Below are 24,912 nucleotides of genomic sequence, written 5' to 3' on the forward strand. Positions count from 1 at the left end.
GCCGGCGCGCCCAAGCTACAAACCCGCGCCCGTCCTACCCCCTCGTATGAGCGTCAGCGGCCTCTGTGGGATCTGTCAGGCGCGGGAGGCAGAGACGCGGTGTGACCAGTGTGGCACGATGGTGTGTCCCGAACACTACGACCGGTCGCTGGGCTACTGTGCGGACTGCGCGTCCGGGGCGTCGCAGGGCGGCCGGACGTTTTAGCGCTCGGTCAGCACCGACCGGTCCAGGTCGTCCACGTCCGTCACGCCCGACAGCGCCACCGTCAGATCGAGGTCCGCGAGGAAGTTGTCGACCACGGCCGCGACGCCCTCGCACCCGCCGAGCGCGAGCCCGTACACGTACGGTCGGCCGAGGAGGACCGCGTCCGCTCCGAGCGCGATCGCCCGGACGGCGTCCGCGCCGCGGCGGATCCCGCTGTCGAACAGCACCGGCACGTCGTCGCCGACCCGGTCGCGGACCTCGGGGAGCGCGTCGGCGGCCGCCACCGCGCCGTCGACCTGCCGGCCGCCGTGGTTCGAGACGACGACGCCGTCCGCGCCGTGGTCCAGCGCGAGCGCGGCGTCCTCCGGGTGGAGCACGCCCTTCACGACGACCGGGAGGTCGGTCATCCCGGCGAGGTCGGCCAGGTCGTCCCAGGTGTGGCTCGCGTCCGAGAACACGTCGAGGAACTGCGCGACGGCGGCATCGATGTTCTCCTCCGGCGACCCGGACAGCGACTCGCGGAACACGGGGTCCTCGAAGTAGTTTGCCACGCCCTCGCCCTCCATGAACGGCAGGTAGCCGAGGTCGATGTCGCGCTCGCGCCAGCCCAGAAGCGGCGTGTCCAGCGTGACGACGACGGCCTCGTACCCCGCCGCCTCGGCCCGGTCCAGCAGGCTGGCGGTCAGGTCGTCGTCCGAACTCCAGTACAGCTGGAACCAGCCGGGTGTCCCGCCGAGTTCGTCGGCCACCGCCTCCATCGTCGACGACGCCGCCGTGCTGTGCGCGAACGGGACCTCCGTCTCGCGGGCGGCCCGCGCCGTCGCCAGTTCGCCCTCGTCGTGGATGATCGACTGCACGCCGACCGGCGCGAGCATGGCGGGGACGGGGAACTCCGTGCCGAGGACTTCGGTCGACAGGTCCCGCCCGGTCACGTCCCGGAGCATCCGCGGTCGGATGCGCCACTGCTCCAGTGCCCGGCGGTTCGCCGACTTCGTCTCCTCGCCGCCCGCGCCGCCGGCGACGTAGGCGTACGCCTCGTCGGAGAGTTCGGCCTCGGCGGCCGCCTTCAGTTCCTCGTAGGACACGGGGTAGTCGGGCGTCTCGCCGGTCGCCTTCCGCGTCGTGTACACCTCGACCTGTCGGTTGTAGCCGTACTCCTCGGTCATGCCCGTGGGGTTTGGTAGCCCCTGCCAAAAGACCCCGCGTTCAGCGACCGGAATGGCACGCTCCGTCGGCGCTGGGTACGATTTATGCGATCCCGCTACGTCAGACGCTACCATGACATCGGCCGACGGAGGGGGTTCGTTCGTTGACGAGGCGCGACGACGGGTCCTGGCGCACGCGCGCCGACGGCGGCAGGCGGGGCTGACGGACGTACTGTACGCCGTGGTCCGGTCCACGTCCGGGAGCCTCTACGACGGGACCCCGTTCGAGACGTCCATGCCGCAGTTCGACTTCTGTGCCGAGCGCCACGCCATCAACAACATGCTGCACGCGGAGCCGGAAACCGACGCGTTCACCGACCTCCTGGTCGCCGAACCCGTCCCCGACGAGTCGACCGACCCGAAGACGCCGTGCGGTGCCTGCCGACATGCCATCTTGGAGTTCGGCGACGACGCGACCGTCTACTGCGCCTCGTTCGTGCGCGAATCTGACGGGTGGACGATGTTCCCGCGGCTGAACCGGTACACGGCCGCCGAACTGTACCCCGATCATCAGGATCACCCGTCGTGGGACTGATAGTGTTTATTCTCGCCAATTACCGGTGCTTGCCGGGCCGTACAAGCGAGCACCGATAAACAGTGAGAATAAGCACTATCAGCGATGCCGACCGGGGTCCGTACCGCTACCGGTACTCGTTCAGCCGCCCTTTCAGCCGCTTCGCCGCCTGTCCGGCCGCGCGGTCGAAGTCCTCGCCGGCGTCGCCCGCGCCGCCCTTCTCCCCGGCGAAGATGATCCCACGCGAGGAGTTGACGAGACCGACGCCCTCTGCCAGCCCGTGCTCCACCGCCGCCTCGGCGTCGCCCCCCTGCGCGCCGACCCCGGGGACGAGGAAGGGGAGATCGGGCACCTGCTCGCGGACCGTCTCCAGTTCGTCGGGCGTCGTCGCGCCGACGACGAGGCCGACGTTGCCGCGCTCGTTCCACAGGTCCGCCAGCGCGGCGACGCGCTCGTAGACGGCCTCGCCCGAGGCGAGTTCGAGGTCCTGCAGGTCCGCCCCGCCGGGGTTGGAGGTGCGACAGAGGACGAACACGCCGCGGTCGGCCTTCGAGAGGAACGGCTCCAGCGAGTCGCGGCCGAGGTAGGGGTTGGCCGTGATGGCGTCGGCCGTCGGGCCGTCGGCGTCGGGGTCGAGCAGTTTCGCGTACTGCCGGGCCGTGTTGCCGATGTCGGCCCGCTTGGCGTCCAGCAGGACTGGCACGTCCTTCCCGTGTGCGTACGCGATGGTCTCCGCCAGTGCGCGCCAGCCGTCGGGGTCCTCGTAGAAGGCGGCGTTTGGCTTGAACGCGGCGGCGTGCTCGTGGGTCGCGTCGATGATCCGGCGGTTGAACGCCCAGCGGGGCAGGTCGCGGTCGAGCAGGTGTTCGGGGATGCGGTCGGGGTCCGGGTCGAGACCGACGCTGACGACGCTGTCGGCGGCGTCGATGCGGTCGGCAAGCCGGTCGAAAAAGCGCATACCGTCCGTCCGCGGGCGGTCCACTTCAGGCTACCTTTCGACGGTCGAGACCGGGGACCGGGTCGCCCTCGCCGGCCAGCATTCGGAGGCCGTCGTCGACGGTGTACGTCTCGTCACCGTCGGCACACGGCAGCACCGCCCGGAGGCCGTCGTCGAACACGGCGAGACAGATCACCGGAAGGTCGACGACCGCCTTCGGTGCGGCGTCGGGGTCGATCCGCAGCGTCCGCCGCGCGAACGCCGGTTCGAGGCTGTGTCCGGTCCGCTCGGCCCAGGCCTCGAACTCGCGGAACCGTTCACGGGCCGTCGAGGACGTGTGGCGGTCCCGGTCGTCGTCGAGGACGAGGCGCTTCCCCCACGTCGTCACGTCCACCTCGTCGACGCGACCGGCCGATTCGAGTTCCCGTAGCTCCCGCACGACGGACTGCTGTCGGTTGTGCGTGCCGTACACCGGCTCCCGCATCAGTAGCTCGACGCTGGCTGTGCTGGTCATTGCATCCCCCTCGACCGGGAGTACACCGAACCCGTACTTAGTCTTTTGCGGCGAGCGTTGCCGCTTCGGTTGCGTACACTGAAACCGGCGGCCGTCGTAGGCACACTCGAATGGCGCTTCGCGCGGTCGTGTTCGACCTCGACTACACGCTGGCCGTGCCCGCCCGGGACCGGGAGACGCTGCTGCGCGAGGCGGCTGCCGCCGCCGACGCGCCCGAACTCTCGCGGAACGCGTACCTCGACGCTCACCGCCGCAACCTCACGGGCGAGACGCGCGAGCCGATCTTCCGGGAACTGCTCGCGGAACACGACACCGACGCCGACCCGGCCGACCTCGCCGCCGAGTACCGGCGAACGATAGCCGCGGCGCTGGAGCCGGTGTCCGGCGCGGCGGGGCTGGTCCGTGACCTCCGCGAACGGTACCGCGTCGGCCTGCTGACGAACGGTCCCGTCCGCGCCCAGCGGGACAAACTCGCGACGCTCGGCTGGGAGGACCTGTTCGACGCCGTCGTGATCTCGGGCGACCTACCGGCGGGCAAACCCGACCGCCGGGCGTTCGAGGCGGCGCTGGGCGCGCTCGATGTCGCGCCGGCCGAGGCAGCGTACGTCGGCGACGAGGTCGAGGCGGACGTGGGCGGCGCGAGCGACGCCGGCCTCGCGGTCGTGCAGGTCGTCTGGCCGGACGGGCCCGACCCGGACCCGCGGGCCGACGCCCACGTCGACCGCGCGGAACTGGCGGCGGCGCTCCCGGGCGTGCTGGACGGGTTCTAATCGCCGTCGGCCGTCGCCTCGGTCACCGCCTCGACCACGTCGACCGCCCGCTTTACCGCCGCACCGCTCTCGACGAACACGAGCGTCCGGGGGGGTTCGGTCGCCTTCGGCCGGGTTCGGAGGTCCAGTTCGGCGGCCGTCTCGGCCGCGATGTCCTGTCCCACCACGAACTCGACCCGAACGCGGTCGGGATGGAGGAACACCTCCGCCAGCAACTCGCCCCGCGACTCGTCGGGGTCGTGCCGGGTTCGCGCGTCGTCCCACGACCCCTCGACGGCCCGCTCGATGTCGTAGGCGCGCTCGCCGTCCGGCGTCCCCTCGGCCGATCGGTCCGGGTTCACCACCGCGAGCGCGTCGAGCGCGCCGTCGACGCGGCCGTCGACCTCCGACGCGAGCAGTTCGGCGATCCGGCGGCCGTCGGCGACGCTGTCTTCGACCATACCCCGACTCCGGCCCCGCGCCTAATCAGACGGTCGGTGTTCGGTCAGTCGCCGCCCAGTTCCTCGACGGCCGCCCGCGCCGGCTCGTCCACGTCCACGCCCTGCCGGCGGGCGTACACCACGGCGGCGGCCTCGACGGTAACCCCGAGTTCGCCCTGGAGGCGATTGATGTCCGCGACGGCCGCCTGCTTTTCCACGCCGTCGGCGACGACCCGGTCGAGCACCTGCTCGAACGTCGACCGCTCCTGGAGTATCGACTCGTCGGGGACGAACCCCTCGGGCACGGTCACGTCCTCGGGGTCGAACGACGGGACCAGGTCGCCGTCCTCGCGGGCGAGCAACCCCTGGCCCGTCGCCACGTCGATCAGGCGCTTGGCCTGGTCCGGCGAGAACCAGTCGCGGTCGAGCGACAGCGCGACGACGAACTCGTTCTCGCCGAGCCGCTCGGCCCCGCGCTGGCGGAACGGTGCGGCGACGGCGGTGCGGAGACTCATCGGGATCAGTACCTGTCAGCCCCCGGGTAAACCTACCGGTTCGGCGGCAGTCAAGTCGTATCATTCAAGTAGCTCCTGGGACTCGATACGGGTATGACCGACCAGCGACGCTCGACGCGCAAGCGGACGGGCGGCCGACTGCGACCGAACGCCGACCGCAAGAAACACCAGCTCGGGCGCTCCCCGACCGAGACCCAGGTCGGCGAGCCCAACCTGAAGACGACCGACGCCCGCGGCAACACGACCAAGACCCGCGCGCTCTCGACCAACGTCGCGCAGGTCGCCAGCGACGGCGAGACCGTCGAGGCCGAAATCGAGGACGTGGTCGAGAACCCGAGCAACCCCAACTACGTCCGCCGGAACATCGTCACGAAGGGCGCTATCATCGAGACCAGCGAGGGCCGCGCCCGCGTCACCTCCCGCCCCGGCCAGACCGGGCAGGTCAACGCCGTCCTCGTCGACGAGTAACGCCGCGTCGCGGTTCGACTTCTCCCCGAAGCTGCCTCCGTAGCGTGTCTGTCGTCAGTCGGTGGTGGCGGCCGCGAAAAACGCCTGTAACGGTCGAGAACAGGTCTACGGGCGCGGTGCGGTCTTCTGCAGCGCCGTCTCGGCGATGTTGCCGCCGTAGTCCGCGCTCCGGGAGAGCGAGTCGGCGACCAGCCCGAGCAACTGGGCCTCCGCCGGGTCCAGATCGCGTAGCAGCTCTCGAAGCTCGCGGGTGTGGTCGTCGATGGTCAGGATCGACTGCCGGGCGTCGTTGGCCAGCGTCGTCGACCCGCCTTCCTCGGTCGTCAGCAGCGCCTCCATCGCCTTGTTGATCACGCTCGCCGAGTCCTCGTGGGCGGCCTCCAGCGCCTCGGCGACCTCCTCCGGGACCGCGTCCAGCTGCAGCGCAAGGTGGGCGATCTTTGCGGAGTGGTCCGCGATCCGTTCGAGCTGGCGGGCACAGGAGTGGTAGTCGAAACACGTCTCCCGCGGCAGCCCAAGCTCCTTGGCAGCCCGCGGGGAGCGCAGCGTCGCCCGGAAGATCCGGGAGACGACGAACCAGAGGCGGTCCACGTCGTCGTCGCGCTCGATCACGTCCCGCGCCAGGTCGTCGTCGTCCTCGACGAGTGCCGTGACCGCATCGTCCAGCATCGACCGCGAGATGAGCCGCATCCGCGTGACGGCGTTCTCGATCGACAGCTCCGAGGAGTCGAGCAGGTCCTGGAGGACGACGCGCTCGCTCGTCTCCTCCAGTACCTCGACGCCGACCAGCCCCTGGACGGCCTCGCGGATGGCCCGCCGCTGGTCGGTCGTGATCCGGCCCGCCTCCAGCGCGATGATGTCGAAGCCGCTGACGTACATCGTCATCACCGCCCGGGTCAGCTTCTCGCCTTCCAGGTCCGACACGTCGAGCGATCCCTCCGTCCGCTCGTCCTCGCTCCGGGGGGTCAACAGCAGGGAGTCCTCCTCCGGGTAGAACTCGACCTCGCTGCCGGCGCTGATCCCGTTGTCGGTCGCCCACGACTTGGGAAGCGAGACGGTGTACGTCGATCCGCCCGTCACCTGGACCTTGCGGGTCTCCATGCTTGACCAAGATCCCTCAAACAAAATAAATCCACCCATCTCTATATATTAGGATCTGGGCACGCGAGCGCTCCGAAATCCACGGTTTTGGTGATGTCATCGATCGACCGCAAAATTCCATTATTGTCGGAAAGCGTGTCTGAAGTGCCGTTTTGCTATCTGGGAGGATACGCGACGCTACCCCCGGCTCACCGGCCCGCCCGAGTACGATCAAAACACAGCAGTATGTATATCTATATAGGAATCATAGTAGACTACTTATGCGACATAGAGCAATGATTCGGTGATGTCAGACCAGACCGGTACAGCGTTCGATATCTCGCGGCGGAAGTTTCTGGCGGCGTCCGGCGCGGCGAGCGCGACCGCACTGGCCGGCTGTAACGTTCTCGGTAGCAGCAGCGGACTTACGGGTTCGATCACCATCTCCGGGTCCAGCACGGTCCACCCCGTCTCGGCCGCGATGGCCGAGGAGTTCCAGCGCGACCACTCCGGCGTGGACATCTCGCTGAACAAGACCGGCACCGGCGGCGGCTTCAGCAAGCAGTTCTGTCCGGGCGACAGCGAGATCAACGGCGCATCCCGTCCAATCACCGACAGCGAGCGGGAGAGCTGTGCCTCGAACGGCGTTGAGCCGCTCCAGTTCCAGATCGGTTCCGACGCGCTGACCGTCGCCGTCAACCCGGAGGCCGACTGGGTCGACTGCATGACCGTCGACGAACTCAACCAGATCTGGCAGCCGGACGGCGCACAGCAGTGGAGCGACGTGCGCGACGAGTGGCCCGACGAGGAGATCAAGCTGTACGGCGCGGCGTCGACCTCCGGCACGTTCGACTGGTTCACCGAGTACGTCAACGGCGAAGTGGGACGTCACCGGAGCGACTACGAGGCCACCGAGAACGACAACCGGATCGTTCAGGGCGTCGAGGGCGACGAGTACGCGATGGGCTACTTCGGTTACTCCTACTACGCCGAGAACCAGGACCGCGTGAAGGCCGTCTCAATCGACGCCGGCTCCGGCTGTACCGAGCCGAGCCTCGACAACGCCAAGGACGACTCCTACCCGATGGCGCGGCCGCTGTTCATCTACGTGGCGGAGGGCGCACTGCAGGAGGAGGCCGTCGTCCGGTTCCTGGAGTTCTACTTCGAGCAGGCCGCGGGCGACATCGTCCGGAACATCGGCTACGTCCCGTCGAGCGACGAGATGCGCGAGACGAACCTGAGCAAGCTCGACGAGCACGCCGGCGGCGGGGCCAGCAGTACCTCCGAAGGCGACGGTAACGAGAGTTCGTAGACGGATAGAGAACTATTTATCTACCTTCCAACGGAGAGATCGACCAATGAGCGAAAATCGAGGGAGCGTGGACCTGACCGCCGGCGAGAGCGTCCGCTCCACCAAGGAGCGGGCGATCCGCGGGCTGTTCTTCGCCTGTGCGGCCCTCTCGGTGCTCGTCACGGCCGGGATCATCGCGACCCTCCTGTTCGACGCGCTCGACTTCTTCACCCAGGTGTCGCCGGCGGCGTTCTACACGGGGACGAACTGGAGCCCCGAGATCCGGCCGTACAGCTACGGCGTGCTCCCGCTGCTCACCAACACGCTGCTCGTCACGGTACTGTCGGCGCTGGTCGCGCTGCCGATCGGCGTCGCGGCGGCGATCTACCTGAGCGAGTACGCCAGCACCCGCATCCGCTCGGTCATCAAGCCCGCGCTGGAGATCCTCGCCGGCATTCCGACCGTCGTGTACGGCTACTTCGCGCTGGTGTACATCACGCCCGCCCTCGACACGTTCCTGCCGCTCTCGACGTTCAACGCGCTCTCCGCGTCGATCGTCGTCGGGATCATGATCGTCCCGATGGTGTCCTCCATCAGCGAGGACGCGATGAGCGCGGTGCCGGACTCGCTCCGGGAGGCGGGCTACGGGATGGGAGCGACCAAGTTCGAGGTGTCGACCGGGATCGTGGTCCCCGCGGCGGTGTCGGGGATCTTCTCCTCGTTCATCCTCGCGCTCTCCCGTGCGATCGGCGAGACGATGATCGTCACGGTCGCGGCGGGGATGACGCCCCAGATGGTGACGCCGGGGAACATCGACACGGTGATGTTCGAGTCGATCCAGACGATGACGGCGGCGATGATCCAGCTCGGCCTGAGCGACGTGCCGAGCGGGTCGACCTCGTACCAGGCGCTGTTCGCCATCGGACTGACGCTGTTCGCCGTCACCTTCATCATGAACCTGCTAAGCAACTGGGTGGCCGCGCGCTACCGGGAGGAGTACCGATGACCGAACGCCACTCGCGACCGGAGGTGGTCGCCTGATGGCCGCCGAACGCGACGACGCGAGCTGGTTCGGTTCCTCGAACACGACCGGCTACTGGAAGGGGCGGCTGTTCGAGTTCGGCTGTCTCGCCGCGACGCTGTTCGGGATCCTGATGGTCCTCGCGCTGCTGGCGTACGTGTTCATCGACGCGTTCGCGCTGTTCGAACCCCAACCGGCGTGGCTCGACATCGGCTTCCTCACGAGCGCCCACTCGCGGTTCCCGGAGCGGGCGGGCATCTTCCCCGCGCTGGTCGGGTCGGTGATGATGATGCTCGTGATCGCGCTGTCGGCGTTCCCCGTCGGCGTCGGCGCGGCCATCTACCTGGAGGAGTACGCGCCGGACAACCGGATCACGTCGCTCATCGAGGTGAACATCGGAAACCTCGCCGGCGTTCCCTCCGTCGTGTACGGACTGCTCGGCCTGGCGGTGTTCGTCCGCTTCGGCGGGCTGGGCAGCGGGACGGTCGTCGTCGGCGGGTTCACCGTCGGCCTGCTCATCCTCCCCATCGTCATCATCTCGGCGCAGGAGGCGATCCGCGGCGTGCCCGATTCGATGCGGCAGGCGTCCTACGGGATGGGCGCGACGCGCTGGCAGACGGTCCGGCGGGTCGTCCTCCCCGAGGCGCTGCCGGGCATCCTCACCGGCACGATCCTCGCGCTCGGCCGGGCGATCGGGGAGACGGCACCGCTGATCATGGTCGGCGTCGCGACGACCGTGTTCAGCCCGCCGAGCGGCTTCTTCGACAGGTTCAGCGCAATGCCGATGCAGATCTACTCGTGGGTCGAGTACCCCTCCGAGGCGTTCCAGTACGGCGTAATGGCGGCCGGCGTCGTCACCCTGCTGGTGATCCTGCTGGCGATGAACGCGAGCGCGATACTCATCCGGAACCGATACGAGCGGCGATAACCACCCATGTCACAGGAACAATCAACGAACGCCGACCCCGACTCCGACGACGACGCGATCATCTCGCCGAGTCCCGGGTCCGAGGCGGTCGGCACCGATGGGCGAACCGACGCGGCACAGAACACCCGAACGGTCATCGAATCGCGCGACTTGAGCGTCTTCTACGGCGACGAGCGGGCGCTTCAGGACATCGACATCGACATCCCGGCCGAGCAGGTGACGGCGATCATCGGCCCCTCTGGCTGCGGGAAGTCGACGTTCCTGCGGTGTATCAACCGCATGAACGACCTCGTCGACTCGGCCCGGATCGAGGGCGACCTGCTGTTCGAGGGGAAGAACGTGTACGACGACGACGTCGACCCCGTCGTCCTCCGGCGGCGGATCGGGATGGTGTTTCAGGCACCGAACCCGTTCCCCAAGAGCATCTACGACAACGTCGCCTACGGCCTCCGGCTGCAGGACGACACCGACAACCTCGACGAGCGCGTCGAGACCGCGCTCAGGCGGGCGGCGCTGTGGGGCGAGGTCAAGGACCGACTCGACGAGAGCGCGCTGGACCTCTCGGGCGGCCAGCAACAGCGCCTCTGCATCGCGCGGGCCATCGCGCCCGACCCGGACGTGCTCCTGATGGACGAGCCGGCGAGCGCGCTGGACCCCGTCGCCACCTCCCAGATCGAGGACCTCATCGACGAACTGGCCGAGGAGTACACCGTCGTCATCGTCACGCACAACATGCAGCAGGCGGCCCGCATCTCCGACAAGACGGCCGTGTTCCTCACCGGCGGCGAACTCGTCGAGTTCGACGACACGAACAAAGTGTTCGAGAACCCGGAACACCAGCGCGTCGAAGACTACATCACGGGGAAGTTCGGATAGGTCCGTATGGCCCGGAAGAACTATCAGGAGCAACTCGACGAGCTGGAAGAGGACGTCCTCTACATGAGCGAGGTCGTCCTCGAACGCCTGCGCAAGTCCCTCGACGCCCTCGAACAGAAGGACGAGGACATGGCCTGGGAGGTCATCGACGGCGACGACGAAATAAACCGGATGTACCTGAACCTTGAGCAGGACTGCATCGACCTGCTCGCGCTCCAGCAGCCGGTCGCCAGCGACCTCCGCTTCATCGCCGCGACGTTCAAGATCATCACCGACCTCGAACGCGTCGGCGACCTGGCGACCAACATCGGCGAGTACACGCTCGACGCGAACCAGGACGTGTTCCCCGAGGTCGACGTCCAGGAGATCGGGACCGTCACGATGGACATGCTGGAGGAGTCGATGGACGCCTACGCCAGCGAGGACACCGAGCTGTGCCGAGAGATCGCGGCTGCCGACGACGACCTCGACGCGCTCTGTGAGCGGGCCAGCGAGACGGTCGTCCGCGACCTGATCGAGCGCGAACTCGACTCCGTCGAGGACGGCGACGTCGAGCGCCTCCTGCAGGACGTGTCGCGGCTGCTGCTCACCATCCGCGACCTCGAACGCGTCGGGGACCACGCGGTCAACATCTGCGCCCGGACGCTGTACATGGTCGAGAACGACGACGAACTGATCTACTGATTACGCCGCATCGTCGGGGACCGCCGCTTTCTCGAACCGCCACGTCGTCTCCGAGCGCCACGTCGGGGCGTCGACCCCAGGCAGCGTCCGGAGGCGCGACCTGACCATCGACCACCAGGCGTCGGCGTCGTCGTACCCCGCGGAGTGGGCCGGAAACAGTTCCGCGGCGAACGTCGACTCCTCGACCGGCGCTTCGGCCGCGAGGAGGTCGTAGGCCGCGCGGACGGCGGTGCGCCGCCAGTCCCGCATCATGTCGCTCGTCCCCGGCACGTCGAGTTCCGCGATGGCGTCGGCGGGCGACTGGCCGCCCGGGTCGTCGTCGGGACCGAACGCCGTCACCGGCCGGAACCAGAGCGTCACGTCCCCGTCGACGGTCTTTCGCCGAACGCGGCCCTCGTCGACGAGTCTCGACAGTTCCGCCCGGGCGGTCTGCTCGGAGACGCCCGCCTCGTCCGCGACCGTCGCGGCGGTCACCGGCGTCGCCCCCTCGAACGCCCCCAGCAGTCGGTCCTCGGAGACCCCTTCGACGTACCCCCACTGGCGCTCGTCCTCGCCGCTCATGCGACGCGGTAGGGGTGGCTACGGTTTGGTTCTTTCCGATCGGTGACTTGACCTAAAGCATTTGGCACCCCGCTTTTCCGCCCGTCTCACGTTCCGACCCACATGGTCGAAACCGACTCACCCCGGCGGATCACCCGAACCGCCGGCGACGGCGACGACATCCGCCTGAACGCCGTGTTCGACGCGCTCGCCGACGAGCGACGGCGACGAGTGCTCCGCTGCCTCCGGGATGACGACCCCCCGGTTCCGGTCGAGTCGATCGCGCGGTCGCTGCGGGACGAGGTCGGGGACGACGAGCGGACGCTGGAAGCCAGCCTGCATCATCGTGACCTCCCGCGGCTCGACGACAGCGGCGTCATCTCGTACGACCGGGAGACGAACTGCGTCGTCGACTGCGACCGGATCGACGCGGTCCAGCCGTATCTCGACACCGCGCTACGGATGGAGCGCTAGCGGACGGTCAGATACGCCGGCGGCACGCCGTCGGTCGTGTACGTCTCCCGTCCGCGCTTCGTGATCCGGTGGTCGTCCGCCGCCATCGCCGCGGCGTCGACCAGCAGGACCGCCGGGTCTGACGCGTGCCGCTCGCCGACCGACCGCGCTGCGTCCGGTGTCCCGGAAAGGTGGACGGCCTGCCGACCCATCGGCCGTAGCCCCTCGGAGAGGATGGCGTCGACGTTCGCCGGGTCGGTGCCGTGGTACAGTTCGTCCGGCACCGGCGCGTCGGTCGGCTCCAGCGACACGTCGACCGAATGCCCGTACGCTGCCCGGATCCGGTCGCCGTCGCGCTCGAAGCGCCTCTTCGGGTCCGTCGCGACGACGCCAGCGAGGGCCGCGGCGTCGGCCCACCCGTACTGTTCGGTCACCGCCGCAACCAGAGCGTCGTAGTCGGTCCAGCCGGCGTCGTCAAGCGACAGCCCGGCGTCCTCCGGAAAGTGTCTGAGCGCGCCGCTGACGAACTTCGAGAGCCGCCGCCGGCGCTCGGCGTCGAGCACGTGGTCGCCGGCGTCGCCGCAGTCGGGACACTCCGCCGCCGCGAAACAGCCGTGTTCCGGACAGCGGCGCACGTCGTTCACGCCGGGCCGTTGGCCGTCGACCGGCAAAAGCGCGGCGGGCGTGTCCGACGCTCGACACGGGGAGTTACCGGGGTCGCCGTCGTAGGTCGGCCATGCGCCTCGGACGACCGACGCGAACGGCCGACGCCGACGAGTCCTGCCCGGCGTGTGACAGCCGGAACGTGACCCGTCGGGGAGAGGAACGGGAGACGTTCGACAACGGGCAGACCGTCGTCAAGCGCGAACACTACTCCTGTGACGACTGCGACGCCAGCTGGTGGGCGGACGTGTGGCCCGACGACCGGGTGTACGTCGGCGGGTAGCGACGGCGGCCGACCGCCGGCCGAAACTGCTACGACTGGCGAACGAGTCGTCGACGACGTGACGCGGGACGGACCCCGAGACGAGTCGGTTACCGTGTTCGTTCGCCCGAAGGGCTACGTGGCCGACGAGCCCGTGATCCGCCGGATCGGCGACCGCGACTGCTACCTCGGCAACGCGCTCGCCGCCGACCCCGACGCGCACGACCGCTCGTTCGACTTCGTCCTCTCGACGACCGCCGAGGAACTGCCGCTCACGACTCACCACCGACCGCTGATCGACGGTCGGGGCAACGAGTGGGCCGCGTTCGAGGCTGCGGTCGACACCGCCCGACGGCTCTACCGCCGGGACGGGTCGCTGCTGGTCAACTGCAAGGCCGGCGTCTCGCGGAGCGCCACGCTCATCGCCGCGACGCTCGCTGCCGAGGAGGGCCGGGAGTTTCGCGACGCGCTCGGGGTCGTGCAGGACGCTCGTCCCTACGCGATGCCGAACCCGGCGCTCCACGAGTTGGCGGTGGTGTATCTGGCGGCGCGGTCGTAACGGACGGTTCCGGGGAGAGGCTCCGAACCACGGAAAGACTCGCTTCGCTCGCCTTTCCCGCCGCACGCTCGCTGGCGCTCGCGTGCGACCTTCGGGTTCTCCGCCCCTCCCGGGCATTTCACGGCGTCGCCACTCACACGAGGTTCGTGGCAGGTGAAAATGCCCGGGGAGGGCGTCCGAACTGCCGGGAGAGCTTCGCTCTCCCGTACTCTCGTTCGCTCGTCCCTCGCTCACGAGAGCCTGCGGGTTCGTCGCCGTTTTCCGACGACGATTCGACACGCGTCGCTCACACGAGGTTCGCGACGGTGGTAGAATCATGCCCGGGGAGGGCTCCGAACCCTCGATCTCCGCATGTCCCAGGTTCGAGGCTCGGCGGGCCTCAGGGACACGGAGAGCTTCCAAGGCGGTACCGCACCGAATCTCAGAACCCTATGAGTGCGGCGCTATGTCCAGCTAAGCCACCCGGGCTCGTTCCCTCGTAGTCCGCTGGTAGCCTTTAAACTTCTCATATCCGGCGACGGGTTCGGGGCGTGGCCCACGGTTTTATGACACGTCCTGCGAACACTACGGGCATGGACGTTCCCGGTATCGTGGAGTCTACGCTCGGCGACGAGAGCGTCGCCGCCCGGGTGTCGATCGGCGGCGAGGACGAACTGTTCGTGACGCCGACGCGGACGCTTATCTACCGAGCGGACGGGCTCCTGAGCGACGAGACGGTCAACGAGTACCCGCACGACGCCGAGCGGCTGAGCCTCTCGGAGGGTCGCCGGAAGACGAAGATCCAGCTGGAGTACGCCATCGACGGCGAGCGCGAGTTCACGCTTCCGTCGGCGGAGGCCGACCAGGCGCTCCACCCCGTGCTGGCGGGCGTGATGAACGCGAGCGGCGTCACCGACCCCGGGGAGTCGGTGAACCAGACGTTCCGGTTCAGCGAGCTGACGCTCGTGATCACCAGCGACCGCCTCGTCAAGCACGTCGGCGAGGTCGTCTGGGACGAGGACTACGAGGAGTACCGCTTCGAGGACGTGACAGGCCTCGACTTCGAGGAGGGCAGCGTCGCCACCCAGATCGTGCTGGAGGTCAACGGTCGTCCGCAGCGCATCAAGGCACCGAACGACAGCATCGACGAGGTGCGCCAGCGGCTCGTCGAGGCGCTGTGTTCGTACTACGACGTGGCGAGCGAGGCGGCGCTGGCGGAGGCGCTGGCTCCCGACGACGACGCCGAGGAGCGGGCGGCCAGCGACGAGATGGACTTCGGCGAGGGCGTCGACCCGCTCGACGCCGACCCGCCGTCGGTCGACGAGGGGGGCCAGGAGGCGTCGTCCGACGACGGCGACGACGCCGGCGAGTCAGCCCGGGTCGGGACCGTCGCGTCGAGCGAGGGGACTACCACGGCCGACGACGACGACGCGGACGACGAGTTCGACGAGGCGGGGTTCCAGCCGGCCGACGCGGACGGCGATGATGGCGACGACACCGAGACCGCCGACCTCGCCGCGGAGATCGCCGACCTCCGCGAGACCGTCGAGACGCAGAACGAACTGTTGGAACAGCAGCAGGCGACCATCGAACAGCTGATCGAGGAGCTCAGCCGCGGTCGCTGACCGCGGAACGCGGTTCGAAACCGGTTCTCCGGCCGCTCACTCCCGGCCGGTCACTTTCCGGATGCAGGAGCTGCCGAACGGGCCCACTTCGCCCGATTCGAACCGGATGAAGTGCCCGGTCGACAGCCCCGCGCCGCAGCGCTCGCAGGTAAACTCGCCTTCCTTCTGCACGACCTGCCGCTCGAACCGGACGAACGCGCCGCCCGACGGACGGATGATCCCCTCTTCGCGCTCGATGACGCCGCGTTTCTCGGCCTCGTCGAGGATCGTCCGCGTGAGCGTCGGGTTCGTCGTTATCGTCTCGACCCGGTCGACGGCCTCGGCGACTGTGAGCTCCTCGTGCTCCAGGTTTCGCAGGAGTTCGACGCCGAGTTCGACCGTCTCGTCCATCGGTATCGGGTCGCCGCGCGACGCCCTTAACCGTTGCCCGACGACCACAAAGGGTTCGTAGGAGGCAGCCGAACCGGCGAGCGATGCCGGAGTTCGACCGTCGCACCGTCGCCGGAGCCGCCGTCCTCGGCGCGGTCGTCGCCGCCAGTCTCCTCTCGTCGCCGGCGACGGCTATCGACGCGGCCGAGCGAGCGGCGGCCGACCCGCTCCTGTTCGGCGTCCTCCTTCTCGGACTCTACCTCGTCCGGCCCTTCCTCGCGTGGCCGACGACGCTGGTCGCCATCGTCGCCGGCTACGGCTACGGCGTCGCGGTCGGCGTCCCCGTCGCGCTCGCCGGGGCCGTCCTCACCTCGATGCCGCCGTTCCTCGGCGTCCGCTGGATGGCCGGCGGGGAGGGGTTCTGGGGTCGCCTCGGCGACGCCGGCGACCGCTTCTTCGGGTCGACCGGCCACGTCCGCGGCGTCACCGCCGCGCGCCTGCTTCCGATCCCGGCCGACGCCGTCACCTGCACCGCGGCGGCCAGCGGCGTGTCGCTGCCGGCCTTCGCCGTCGGCACCGTGTTCGGGGAACTCCCCTGGACCGTCGCGGCGGTGCTGCTCGGCAGCTCCGCCGAGTCGATCGCCGCGCGCGGCCTCGGGGAGGTCGGCCTCCCGCTGGTCGCCGCCTGTCTCGTCGCGGCCGCGGTACTGCTCGCTGGCCCGGCGTACCAGTACTTCGGCCGGCCGGGCGTGCCGTCCTGATCAGGGGTCTAACTGGCAGGCTGCACCCTGTACGAGGTCGTTCTCCTCGATATAGGCGGACAGGCACGCGTAGTTACAGAACCGCCCGGCGGCCTCGCGGTCGCCGCCCTCGCCCAGCTCCTCGACGAACACCGGGTCGTGCTCGTACACGTTGGCGTCGCAGTACGTGCAGGCGTTGGTCACACCGGGCGGTGCACGCGAACGGGTACATACTTTCTCCCGCGGAGCAGTCCGCGGAGCGGTTGGCGTACTCAGTTCCAGAACGTGTCGCTACAGTCCATCACGACGCCGTGCTGCGGGCAGACGTACTTGCAGTGCCGCCGGTACATGGGCGTGTCACACTGCGGACAGGGCCGACCGCCGTCGCCGCTCGCGCCGTCACTCATCGTCCCGGCGTTGTGCGGCCAGCGTGCTAAGTGCTTCGAGACATGGAGTCGGGCGCACGAAAACGGAGACGCGGCGTCGGTTACCTCAACACTCCGACCAGCCGCAGGACTCGCAGGTCTTGCAGCCCTCGGAGTAGTAGAGGCTCATCGAGCCACAGTCCGGACACTCCGGGCTCTCGCCGGCGTCGATGAGGTCCTGCTGGTCCGACTGGGCCGCGTCGGCCGACGGACCGTCGGCGTCGACCGCCGCGCCGGCGTCCGCGCCCGACTCGACCTGCGCGCCGCCGGCAGACTCCTCGGGAGTCTGCCGTGCTCCGGAGTCTACCGACTCCAGACCGCCGTCGGGTTCGGGCTCGGCCGCCGCCTCCTCGTCGTCGATCTCGGTGAGGTTCTTCTGCTGCGGGTACGTCTTCTCGATCTCGCCGTCGAGGTAGCGCCGCAGGCCGGTGCCGATGGCGTCCGGGATGGACTGGATCTGCTCGCCCTTGTCCCAGGCGACCTTCGGCGAGCGGATCCCCTGCAGGTCGCTTGCGATCTCGTGGGGGTCGACGCCCGAGCGCAGGGCGAAGCTGATGATCTTCGCCAGCGCCTCCGTGAACGAGGCGGTGAAGCCGCCGGAGTTGCCGATGTTGGCGAACAGCTCGAACGGCTCGCCGTTCTCGTCCTCGTTGATGTTGACGTACAGCTTGCCGTAGCCGGTGTCGATGCGCTGGGTGACGCCGTGGAGCACGTCGGGCCGCGGGCGCTCCTTGGCGTAGGCGTCCCCGGTACCGTCGGCGCTGCCGAGGATGTCGTCGACCTCCTCGTCCAGCGCGGCGCGCACGTCCTCGTTGTCGAGGAACGCGTCGACGCCGCCGAACACGTCGTTGATCTGCTCGACGAGCGCCTCGGCGGCCTCGCTCTCGTCGGCGAACTCCTTGTTCTCGGCGCGGGTCGTCAGCACCTGCTTCGAGCGCGTGCCGTCGCGGTAGACGGTGACGCCCTTCCCGCCGTTCTCGTAGATGTAGCGGTACACCTCGTCCATCTCCCCGGGCGTGGCGTCGTTCGGGAAGTTACACGTCTTCGAGATGGCCGAGTCAACGCCCTCCTGGCAGGCGCACTGCACGGCGGCGTGGTCCTTGCCGGAGAGGTCCGAGGTAACGACGAACAACTCGCCGATGGCGTCCGGCACCGTCTCTAACCCTTCGACGCCGTCGAACTCGTTGCTGGCCATCTGCTCCTGGGCCTCCTGCTTGACGGCGTCGACGTCCAGGTCGTTGTCCTCCAGCGTGCGGAGGAAGTAGTCGTCGAACTCGACGAGCATCTCGTCGCCCTGCACGTCGTCGGAGACGTTCTTGTAGTAGGCGACGTTGTAGATCGGTTCGCAGCCGCCGGTGGTGTTGCCCACCATCGAGGTGGTGCCGGTCGGCGCGATGGTCGTCGTGTTGTGGTTGCGGATCGGGTAGCCGTCCGCCCAGTCGTCGGCGTCCTCGCCGGTCTGCTTCTCGAACCACTCGGCGTACTCGGTCGGGTTCGCGTACTTGGACTTGTCCCACTCGTCGAAGCTCCCGCGCTCCTGTGCGAGTTCGTGGGAGGCATGCTTCGAGCCGTGGTTGATGTGGCGCATCACCTGACGGGCGACCTCGTTGCCCTCCTCGCTGCCGTACTCGATGCCGAGCTGGATGTACAGCTGCGCCAGCCCCATGACACCGAGGCCGATCTTCCGCATTTCCCGGACCTTCTGCTCGATGTCCTTGACCGGGAAGTCCGACATCGTGACGACGTTTTCGAGGAAGCGCGTGCCCATCTCGATGCGGCGGTCGAGCTCCTCGACGTCCAGCGCCTCGTCGAGGAAGTCGTCGACCGCGGCTTCGAGCGTGTCGTACTCGTGGGCGTGCTCCTGGGACCAGACGCGCCAGTCCGGCGCGTCGAAGTCGGCGAGCGTCGAGAGGTTGATGTGGCCGAGGTTACAGGCCTCGTACTCCTCGAGTGGCTGCTCGCCGCAGGGGTTGGTCGCGAGGATGCGGTGGTCGGGGTGTTCCTCCACGTCGAAGGAGTGCTCCTTGTTCACCCGTTCGAGGTAGATGACGCCGGGCTCGCCGTTCTCGTGGGCACCCGCGACGATGTCCTCCCAGACGACCTCCGCCGGGACGGACAGCTCCTCGCCGACCTCGACGTACTCGCCGAGGTCGAACATCTCGTACAGTTCCTTGGTCTCCTCGGTGGCGACGTGGGGTTCGCCGGTGCGGGGGTTGGTGAACGTGAACTCCTCGCCGTTCTCCAGCGCCTCCATGAAGTCGTCGGTGACGCCGACGGAGATGTTGAAGTTCGAGAGGTGGCCCTCGGCGGCGTTGCGGAGGTGCTTTGGCACCTTGCCGTCGTCGGTGATGAGTTCGCGGGCCTCCTCCAGCGCGTCCTTGAAGGAGTTGTGCGTGTAGTCGTCGGGGTCGTTCAGCCGCAGCGAGTGGGCCAGCGACACGTCCTTGTTCTTCGCGTGGATGAACTGGATGACGTCCGGGTGCGAGATGCGCATGACGCCCATCTGCGCGCCGCGGCGCGCGCCGCCCTGTGCGATGGTCTCGCACATCTGGTCGTACGTGCGCATGAACGTGATCGGCCCCGAGGCGATGCCGCCGGTCGATCCGACCGCGTCGCCGTAGGGGCGGAGCCGCCAGAACGCGTAGCCCATGCCGCCGCCGGACTGGAACACCTGCGCGGCCTCCTTGGCCGTCTGGTGGATGTCGTCGATGTCGTCCTCCGGCGAGTCGACGAAGCAGGCCGAGAGCTGCTGCAGTTCGTCGCCGGCGTTCATCAGCGTCGGCGAGTTCGGCATGAAGTCCAGGTTCTCCATCATCCCCCGGAACTCGTCGGCGACCGTCTCAACGTGGTCGCGGATGTCGTCGGGGAGTTCCGGGACGACGGTGTCGTACGCGAACTTGTTGACGTTGTACACCGAGAGCGTCGCCTCGGCGTCGTCGTCGGCGCTGACGCCCTTGCCGAACACTTCCTCGGCGAGTTCGTTGCGCCGCGGGTGGTCGGGTTTGAGCTGGTCGGGCGTGACCGTGACCTCCTCGTCGCGCTTCTCGGCCTCGTAGACGGCCTCGGCGAGCGCGATGTTGCGGGCGACGCGGTCGAACAGGTCCTCCTGTTCCTCGATCAGGTCGCCGTTGGCGTCCTTCCGGAGGTAGCGCGCGGGCAGGATGTTGTGGTACGCGTTGCCCGTCAGACGCTCCTCCAGCGTGTCGCCTTCGGTGCGCTTGATCGGCAGGGTTATCTCGTCGGCGGAGCGCTCCGCGTCGCTCACGCGCCCCACCTCCGAGTCGTGGTTTCGCGGCAGCCAAACGTCGTTGTCGGGATCATTCGTGACGAGGGATACATACTGGAGCCTGGTAATTAAAGCTATCTTTGTCTTATCCAACTGTGTTTTCAGTACAGATGACTCTGGTCGGTTCGTGTCGTCGGCGCGGTCGTCCCCCGGTTCGACGGTCCCAGCTTCCGGGCCATACTGTGACCGGCCGCATTATAATTCTGTGCAAATGGGAAAGTGAAAGTGAAACGCGCGGACGCTCACGCCGTCCCGCGACTGGTGGCGTTCCCGGGGGTGAGAGTGGTTCCGGCGACTGCGCTGTCCTCCGTCCCATACCCGCCGCTACGTCGCCGACGCTGTTAACGCTGTCCGGGACCGACAGCAAGCTTATGGTGAGCGAGTGAGGTGCATGGGGTATGTACAGCACATTCCCGCTGGCGTTGCTCCAGCTCGGCGGCCTGCTCGACTCCCAGCTCGGTCAGCTGCTCGCCGCCATCGTCGCGCTGATCGTCATCGTGCTGGTCGGCCGGATCGTCCTGAGCATCGCCTGGAAGCTGCTGATGGTCGCGGGCGTCGTCGTCGCCGCGCTGTACGGTGCCAGTCTGGTGATGTAGGCGTCGCGGACGCCGGTAACCGCCCAGCGAACCGCCGCGGTCAGACCCCCGCGAGGAAGTTCTCGATCACGTCGTGTCCCGCCGCCGTGAGCACGCTCTCCGGGTGGAACTGCACCGCCTCGATCGGATGCTCGCGGTGGCGGATCCCCATGACGAGTTCGGTCCCGCCGTCGGCCGCCGCGTCGGGGTCGCTCCCCGCGTGGTCGGTGGTCGCCGTCACCGCGAAGCAGTCCGGCACCGCTGTCGCGACCAGCGAGTGGTAGCGCCCGCCACGAAAGCCCTGTTCCAGCCCGGCGAAGACGCCCTCGCCGTCGTGGTGGACGGGGTAGGCCTTCCCGTGGACCGGGTCCGGCGCGCGTCCGACTGCGCCGCCATAGGCGTAGACAGCGGCTTCGAGGCCGAGGCAGACGCCGAGCGTCGGCACCTCCGGGCTGACCTCGCGGAGCACGTCCGTCGTGACGCCCACGTCGCGATCGTTTTTCGGGTGGCCCGGTCCCGGACTGATCACGACCGCGTCCGGGTCGACGGCGCGCACATCGTCCAGCGAGGCGGTGTTGCGCAACACCTCGGTGTCGGCGTGCTCGCTGACGTACTCGACGAGGTTGTAGGTGAACGAATCGAAGTTGTCGACGAACAGGACCGTCGGCTCGTCCGCGTCGCCGGCCGCCGTCGGGTCGCTCATGGCTCCCCTCCCGGCGTCGGTTCGGGCGCGCCGCTCGCGGCACGTTCCCGGTCTTCGATCGCCGCCAGCGCGTCGAGCACGCCGCCCATCTTCTTCTCGGTCTCCTCGTACTCGGCGGCGGGGTCGCTGTCGGCGACGATGCCCGCGCCCGCCTGCACCGTGACGCGGTCGGCGGCCCCGTCGCCGTCCGGCAGCGGCGCGTCGTCCTCGACCGTCGCCGTCCGGATGACGATGGCGAAGTCGGCGTCGCCGGTCCACGAGTAGTAGCCGACGCCGCCGCCGTACGGGCCGCGCGGCTCGGGTTCGAGGTCGTCGATGATCTCCATCGCGCGGATCTTCGGCGCGCCCGACAGCGTGCCCGCCGGGAAGGAGGCCCGCGTCGCGTCGAAGCAGTCGGCGTCGTCGGCGAGCGTTCCGGTCACCGTGCTCTCGATGTGCTGGACGTGGCTGTACTTCAGCACGTTCATGAACTCGTCGACGCGGACGCTGCCGGATTCGCTCACCCGGCGCACGTCGTTGCGCGCGAGGTCGACGAGCATGGTGTGCTCGGCGCGCTCCTTGCCGTCGGCGAGCATCTCGCCGGCGAGCCGGCGGTCCTCGACCGGGCTCGCGCCGCGGTCGCAGGTGCCCGCGATGGGATTTGCCATCACCTCGTCGCCGCGGACGGAGACGAGCGTCTCCGGGCTGGCCCCGACGACATGCAGGTCGTCGTAGCCCAGCAGGTACATGTACGGCGAGGGGTTCACGTCCCGGAGCGCCTCGTACAGGCCGAGGGGGTCCACGTCGCCGTACAGCTCCCGCGTCCGCGAGATCACGCCCTGATAGATGTCGCCGTCGAGGACGTGCTCCTTCGCTTTCCGGACGCTCTCCTCGTAGTCGTCGCGCGGGCCGGCCGTCTCCGCCGCCCGGCGGAAGCCGCCGGGGGTCGGCTCGTCGGCGTCGGCGAGCAGCGACACGACGCGCTCGACCTCCGCCCGAAGGGCATCGTACGTCGCGCCGGCGTCGTCCTCGGGCCGGAGGACGGGCGTACACACCAGCTCCAGCGTTCCGGCCACCTCGTCGAACACGAGCGTCTTCGTGTTCAGCACGAACTGCGCGTCCGGGAACCGGGAGTCGGGGCGCTCGACGCCGACCTCGTCCAGCCAGAGGTCGTAGACGGCGTCGTACGCGAGAAACCCCACGAGTCCGCCTTCGAGGTGCTGGCGGTCCGCGTCGGGGAACCCGCGCAGTTCGGCGTCCGGCAGCGCCGCCCGGAGGGAATCGACCGTGTCGCCGCCGTTGGGCGCGACCAAGTCGCCGTACCGCTCCTCGGCCAGCGTCTCTACCGTCGTCTCGTCGGGGCCGACCGTCACCGCAGCGACCGGGTCGTAGCCCACGAACGAGTACCGCGCGTGCCGGTCCGTCCCGGCGCTTGTCGGCCGGAACGCGCCGTCCGGGTCGCTGGAGGCGGTCTTCTCGGCGCTCTCCAGCAGGAACGAGTAGTCCGCGCGCTCGGCGTCGGTCGTCCGTCCGGTCAGTGCCGCGTACGCAGACAGCGGCGACGCGTCGGCGTCGAGTGCCGCGGCAGCACGGACGACGACCGGCCCCTCGGCGTCCGCCAGCTCGACGAACTCGTTGCGGTCGAGGTTCACGGCCGGACCTCCCCGACCCCGGTTTCCGAGGCGTCGGGTTCGCCCGTCCGCTCGATGAATGCCCGGACGGCGTCGTGGTCCTTCTCGCCGGGCGCTCGCTCGACGCCGCTGGCCACGTCGACGGCGAACGGGTCGACCGTCCGCACGGCGTCGGCGACGTTGTCCGGGGTGAGACCGCCGGCCAGCACCAGCGGCGCGTCCAGCCCCCGCGTCGCTTCGCGGGTGCGCTCCCAGTCGTGGGTCTCGCCGGTGCCCCCGCCGCCCCCCTCGCTCACGGAGTCGACGAGCAACGCGTCGGCGACGCCGTCGTAGTCGGCGGCGCGTTCCGGTTCCGCGGCGTCGACCGACTTGATCACGGCGGCGTCGACCGCGTCGGTGAGGTCAGCGATCGCAGTGGGGGGGAGGTCGCCGTGGGCCTGTACCGCGTCCGGGCCGACGCGGTCGACGAGGTCGGCGGCCGCCGCGGCGCTCTCGGACATCGTCACCAGCACGCTCGTCACGAACGGCGGGACGGCCGCGACGAGGTCGGCCGCACGGTCGGGCGACACCTCGCGGGGCGTGTCGACCGGCACGTCGCAGATCACGCCGACGGCGTCCGCGCCCGCGTCGACGGCCGCCCGGAGGTCGGTTTCGCGGGTGATCCCGCACACCTTCGTCCGCGTCATTTCGCCACGACCGAGCGCAGGTCGGCCAGTTTCTCCGCGGCCGCGCCGGAGTCGATCGCCTCCCGGGCGGCGTCGGCGCCCGCTTCGAGGCTGTCGGCCTCGCCGGCGACGTAGATCGCTGCGCCCGCGTTGGCGAGGATGATGTCGCGTTTCGCACCGGTCACCTCGCCCTCGACGATGCCGCGCATGTCCTCGGCGTTCTCCGCGGGCGTACCGCCCGCGACGGCGTCGATGTCGTGGCGCTCCAGTCCGAGGTCGGCGGGCGAGAGTGTGTACTCCTCGGTCTCGTCGCCGCGGACCTCCGCGACGGTCGTGTCGTCGTGGACCGCGATCTCGTCCATCCCGGAGCCGTGGACGACCAGCGCGCGCTCGACGTCCATCCGGGCGAGCGCCCGGGCGAGGACCGGGACGAGGTCCGGGTCGTACACGCCGACGACCTGCGCGTCCGCCCCGGCGGGGTTCGTCAGCGGCCCGAGCACGTTGAAGATCGTCCGCATCCCGAGTTCCTTCCGCGGGCCGATGACGGCCTTCATCGCCGGGTGGAACACCGGCGCGAGCATGAAGCCGATGCCGTCGCGCTCGATGGCGTCCTCGACGGCCGGCGGCTCGGCCTCGACGTCGACGCCGACCTCCTCCAGCACGTCGGCGCTCCCGGAGGACGAGGAGACCGAGTAGTTGCCGTGCTTGGCGACCGGGACGCCCGCGCCGCCGGCGACGATGGCGCTCGTCGTCGACACGTTGATCGTGTCGTAGTCGTCGCCGCCGGTGCCGCAGGTGTCGACCAGCGGCGTCCGGTCCGGTTCGATGGTACGTGCGGCCGCACGCATCCCCTCGGCGAAGCCGGCGATCTCCGTCTCCGTCTCGCCCTTCGCGCGGAGCGCCGACAGCAACGCGCCGATCTGGGCCTCCGTGGCGTCCTCGAAGACGGCCGACGCCGCCTCGCGTGCCTGGTCCTGTGTCAGGTCCTCCCCGTCCGTGACGCGCTCGATGTGGTGTTGCATGAGTGGATA

The 24,912-nt window shown here is 69.0% G+C and carries 31 protein-coding genes and 1 tRNA gene; 15 read left to right on the top strand and 17 right to left on the bottom strand.

The genetic code is table 11. The features are described from left to right. Nucleotides 1–46 precede the first annotated feature (46 nt). Nucleotides 47–205, top strand: coding sequence for a hypothetical protein (locus D8896_RS19445; protein ID WP_162991553.1), 159 nt, complete (start codon nt 47–49; stop codon nt 203–205). Here the strand turns inward: D8896_RS19445 and D8896_RS12780 are convergent. Continuing rightward, nucleotides 202–1,371: an alpha-hydroxy-acid oxidizing protein gene (locus D8896_RS12780; RefSeq protein ID WP_121822496.1), complete on the bottom strand. Its 1,170-nt coding sequence runs from the start codon at nt 1,369–1,371 to the stop codon at nt 202–204. The genes D8896_RS19445 and D8896_RS12780 overlap by 4 nt on opposite strands. A 112-nt stretch (nt 1,372–1,483) precedes the next feature. Between D8896_RS12780 and D8896_RS12785 the strand changes: the two genes are divergently transcribed. After that, nucleotides 1,484–1,945 carry a hypothetical protein gene (locus D8896_RS12785; RefSeq protein ID WP_121822497.1) on the top strand — a complete coding sequence of 154 codons (462 nt, stop codon included), beginning with the start codon at nt 1,484–1,486 and terminating at the stop codon, nt 1,943–1,945. 106 nt (nt 1,946–2,051) lie between these two features. Here the strand turns inward: D8896_RS12785 and pyrF are convergent, their stop codons facing one another. Continuing rightward, nucleotides 2,052–2,882 (bottom strand): orotidine-5'-phosphate decarboxylase, encoded by an 831-nt coding sequence (pyrF, locus tag D8896_RS12790; protein ID WP_121822669.1) that lies wholly within the window; start codon nt 2,880–2,882, stop codon nt 2,052–2,054. A gap of 25 nt (nt 2,883–2,907) precedes the next feature. Further along, entirely contained in the window at nt 2,908–3,375 is a 468-nt protein-coding gene (locus D8896_RS12795) for an HTH domain-containing protein (protein WP_121822498.1), read from the bottom strand. A 110-nt stretch (nt 3,376–3,485) separates the two neighbouring features. Between D8896_RS12795 and D8896_RS12800 the strand changes: the two genes are divergently transcribed. After that, nucleotides 3,486–4,145: an HAD family hydrolase gene (locus D8896_RS12800; RefSeq protein ID WP_121822499.1), complete on the top strand. Its 660-nt coding sequence runs from the start codon at nt 3,486–3,488 to the stop codon at nt 4,143–4,145. On the opposite strand, the gene D8896_RS12805 is transcribed toward D8896_RS12800, so the two are convergent. Both D8896_RS12805 and D8896_RS12810 read right to left on the bottom strand, forming a co-directional pair. Continuing rightward, nucleotides 4,142–4,585: a hypothetical protein gene (locus D8896_RS12805; RefSeq protein ID WP_121822500.1), complete on the bottom strand. Its 444-nt coding sequence runs from the start codon at nt 4,583–4,585 to the stop codon at nt 4,142–4,144. The two genes, D8896_RS12800 and D8896_RS12805, sit on opposite strands and share 4 nt — an antisense overlap. A 44-nt stretch (nt 4,586–4,629) precedes the next feature. Continuing rightward, on the bottom strand, nt 4,630–5,079 hold the full coding sequence (locus tag D8896_RS12810) for a DUF2240 family protein (RefSeq protein ID WP_121822501.1): 450 nt from the start codon (nt 5,077–5,079) through the stop codon (nt 4,630–4,632). A 93-nt stretch (nt 5,080–5,172) separates the two neighbouring features. On the opposite strand from D8896_RS12810, the gene D8896_RS12815 reads away from it, so the two are divergent. After that, nucleotides 5,173–5,547, top strand: a complete 375-nt coding sequence (locus tag D8896_RS12815) for a 30S ribosomal protein S8e (RefSeq protein ID WP_121822502.1) — start codon at nt 5,173–5,175, stop codon at nt 5,545–5,547. A 105-nt stretch (nt 5,548–5,652) separates the two neighbouring features. Here the strand turns inward: D8896_RS12815 and D8896_RS12820 are convergent, their stop codons facing one another. Next, nucleotides 5,653–6,648, bottom strand: coding sequence for a phosphate uptake regulator PhoU (locus D8896_RS12820; protein ID WP_121822503.1), 996 nt, complete (start codon nt 6,646–6,648; stop codon nt 5,653–5,655). Nucleotides 6,649–6,934: 286 nt separating this feature from the next. Here D8896_RS12820 and D8896_RS12825 point away from each other — a divergent pair, with 286 nt between their 5' ends. The 5 genes from D8896_RS12825 to phoU are packed head-to-tail and all read left to right on the top strand — an operon-like array spanning nt 6,935 to nt 11,427. Continuing rightward, entirely contained in the window at nt 6,935–7,939 is a 1,005-nt protein-coding gene (locus D8896_RS12825; protein ID WP_121822504.1) for a PstS family phosphate ABC transporter substrate-binding protein, read from the top strand. A 46-nt stretch (nt 7,940–7,985) separates the two neighbouring features. After that, nucleotides 7,986–8,924 (top strand): phosphate ABC transporter permease subunit PstC, encoded by a 939-nt coding sequence (gene pstC / locus D8896_RS12830; protein WP_121822505.1) that lies wholly within the window; start codon nt 7,986–7,988, stop codon nt 8,922–8,924. A 34-nt stretch (nt 8,925–8,958) separates the two neighbouring features. After that, complete coding sequence (gene pstA / locus D8896_RS12835; RefSeq protein ID WP_121822506.1) at nt 8,959–9,867, top strand: phosphate ABC transporter permease PstA; 909 nt, start codon at nt 8,959–8,961, stop codon at nt 9,865–9,867. 6 nt (nt 9,868–9,873) lie between these two features. Continuing rightward, nucleotides 9,874–10,743, top strand: coding sequence for a phosphate ABC transporter ATP-binding protein PstB (pstB, locus tag D8896_RS12840; protein ID WP_121822507.1), 870 nt, complete (start codon nt 9,874–9,876; stop codon nt 10,741–10,743). Nucleotides 10,744–10,749: 6 nt separating this feature from the next. Next, a complete protein-coding gene (gene phoU, locus D8896_RS12845) occupies nt 10,750–11,427 on the top strand; it encodes a phosphate signaling complex protein PhoU (RefSeq protein ID WP_121822508.1) in 678 nt (225 codons plus the stop codon). Here phoU and D8896_RS12850 read toward each other — a convergent pair whose 3' ends face one another. Then, nucleotides 11,428–11,988 carry a DUF7342 family protein gene (locus tag D8896_RS12850; protein ID WP_121822509.1) on the bottom strand — a complete coding sequence of 187 codons (561 nt, stop codon included), beginning with the start codon at nt 11,986–11,988 and terminating at the stop codon, nt 11,428–11,430. It lies immediately after the preceding gene. Between the two features lie 102 nt (nt 11,989–12,090). On the opposite strand from D8896_RS12850, the gene D8896_RS12855 reads away from it, so the two are divergent. Further along, nucleotides 12,091–12,441, top strand: coding sequence for a DUF7344 domain-containing protein (locus D8896_RS12855; RefSeq protein ID WP_121822510.1), 351 nt, complete (start codon nt 12,091–12,093; stop codon nt 12,439–12,441). Here D8896_RS12855 and D8896_RS12860 read toward each other — a convergent pair. Continuing rightward, nucleotides 12,438–13,064, bottom strand: a complete 627-nt coding sequence (locus D8896_RS12860; RefSeq protein WP_121822511.1) for an RNA 2'-phosphotransferase — start codon at nt 13,062–13,064, stop codon at nt 12,438–12,440. The two genes, D8896_RS12855 and D8896_RS12860, sit on opposite strands and share 4 nt — an antisense overlap. A 92-nt stretch (nt 13,065–13,156) precedes the next feature. On the opposite strand from D8896_RS12860, the gene D8896_RS12865 reads away from it, so the two are divergent. Both D8896_RS12865 and D8896_RS12870 read left to right on the top strand, forming a co-directional pair. After that, entirely contained in the window at nt 13,157–13,366 is a 210-nt protein-coding gene (locus D8896_RS12865; RefSeq protein ID WP_121822512.1) for a hypothetical protein, read from the top strand. A gap of 58 nt (nt 13,367–13,424) precedes the next feature. Then, the gene (locus D8896_RS12870) at nt 13,425–13,904 is read left to right on the top strand and encodes a protein-tyrosine phosphatase family protein (RefSeq protein ID WP_121822513.1); all 480 of its coding nucleotides are present in this window, start codon (nt 13,425–13,427) and stop codon (nt 13,902–13,904) included. A gap of 317 nt (nt 13,905–14,221) precedes the next feature. Here D8896_RS12870 and D8896_RS19450 read toward each other — a convergent pair. Continuing rightward, nucleotides 14,222–14,372, bottom strand: a tRNA-Met gene (locus D8896_RS19450). A gap of 104 nt (nt 14,373–14,476) precedes the next feature. On the opposite strand from D8896_RS19450, the gene D8896_RS12875 reads away from it, so the two are divergent. After that, nucleotides 14,477–15,508, top strand: a complete 1,032-nt coding sequence (locus D8896_RS12875; RefSeq protein WP_121822514.1) for a DUF7115 domain-containing protein — start codon at nt 14,477–14,479, stop codon at nt 15,506–15,508. A 36-nt stretch (nt 15,509–15,544) separates the two neighbouring features. On the opposite strand, the gene D8896_RS12880 is transcribed toward D8896_RS12875, so the two are convergent. Next, the gene (locus D8896_RS12880; protein WP_121822515.1) at nt 15,545–15,898 is read right to left on the bottom strand and encodes a DUF5830 family protein; all 354 of its coding nucleotides are present in this window, start codon (nt 15,896–15,898) and stop codon (nt 15,545–15,547) included. A gap of 83 nt (nt 15,899–15,981) precedes the next feature. On the opposite strand from D8896_RS12880, the gene D8896_RS12885 reads away from it, so the two are divergent. Beyond that, nucleotides 15,982–16,638 (top strand): TVP38/TMEM64 family protein, encoded by a 657-nt coding sequence (locus D8896_RS12885; protein ID WP_121822516.1) that lies wholly within the window; start codon nt 15,982–15,984, stop codon nt 16,636–16,638. On the opposite strand, the gene D8896_RS12890 is transcribed toward D8896_RS12885, so the two are convergent. The 3 genes from D8896_RS12890 to D8896_RS12895 form a co-directional block, all read right to left on the bottom strand. Continuing rightward, entirely contained in the window at nt 16,639–16,821 is a 183-nt protein-coding gene (locus tag D8896_RS12890; protein ID WP_121822517.1) for a hypothetical protein, read from the bottom strand. A 68-nt stretch (nt 16,822–16,889) separates the two neighbouring features. Then, nucleotides 16,890–17,024 carry an HVO_2523 family zinc finger protein gene (locus D8896_RS20000; RefSeq protein ID WP_259372647.1) on the bottom strand — a complete coding sequence of 45 codons (135 nt, stop codon included), beginning with the start codon at nt 17,022–17,024 and terminating at the stop codon, nt 16,890–16,892. 85 nt (nt 17,025–17,109) lie between these two features. Next, a complete protein-coding gene (locus D8896_RS12895; protein ID WP_121822670.1) occupies nt 17,110–20,307 on the bottom strand; it encodes an adenosylcobalamin-dependent ribonucleoside-diphosphate reductase in 3,198 nt (1,065 codons plus the stop codon). A 419-nt stretch (nt 20,308–20,726) separates the two neighbouring features. On the opposite strand from D8896_RS12895, the gene D8896_RS12900 reads away from it, so the two are divergent. Further along, nucleotides 20,727–20,924, top strand: coding sequence for a hypothetical protein (locus D8896_RS12900; RefSeq protein ID WP_121822518.1), 198 nt, complete (start codon nt 20,727–20,729; stop codon nt 20,922–20,924). A 40-nt stretch (nt 20,925–20,964) separates the two neighbouring features. Here the strand turns inward: D8896_RS12900 and trpG are convergent, their stop codons facing one another. The 4 genes from trpG to trpD are packed head-to-tail and all read right to left on the bottom strand — an operon-like array spanning nt 20,965 to nt 24,903. Further along, a complete protein-coding gene (gene trpG / locus D8896_RS12905) occupies nt 20,965–21,606 on the bottom strand; it encodes an anthranilate synthase component II (RefSeq protein ID WP_121822519.1) in 642 nt (213 codons plus the stop codon). Beyond that, nucleotides 21,603–23,237 carry an anthranilate synthase component I gene (trpE, locus tag D8896_RS12910; protein ID WP_205596823.1) on the bottom strand — a complete coding sequence of 545 codons (1,635 nt, stop codon included), beginning with the start codon at nt 23,235–23,237 and terminating at the stop codon, nt 21,603–21,605. Before trpE ends, trpG begins: the two co-directional genes overlap by 4 nt. Continuing rightward, nucleotides 23,234–23,902 carry a phosphoribosylanthranilate isomerase gene (locus tag D8896_RS12915; protein WP_121822521.1) on the bottom strand — a complete coding sequence of 223 codons (669 nt, stop codon included), beginning with the start codon at nt 23,900–23,902 and terminating at the stop codon, nt 23,234–23,236. The genes trpE and D8896_RS12915 overlap by 4 nt, the downstream gene beginning before the upstream one ends. Continuing rightward, on the bottom strand, nt 23,899–24,903 hold the full coding sequence (gene trpD / locus D8896_RS12920) for an anthranilate phosphoribosyltransferase (protein WP_121822522.1): 1,005 nt from the start codon (nt 24,901–24,903) through the stop codon (nt 23,899–23,901). Before trpD ends, D8896_RS12915 begins: the two co-directional genes overlap by 4 nt. Nucleotides 24,904–24,912: the final 9 nt, after the last annotated feature.

Origin of the sequence: Halostella salina, assembly GCF_003675855.1 — an archaeon.
In the GTDB taxonomy this organism is placed as follows: Archaea; Halobacteriota; Halobacteria; order Halobacteriales; family Natronoarchaeaceae; genus Halostella; species Halostella salina.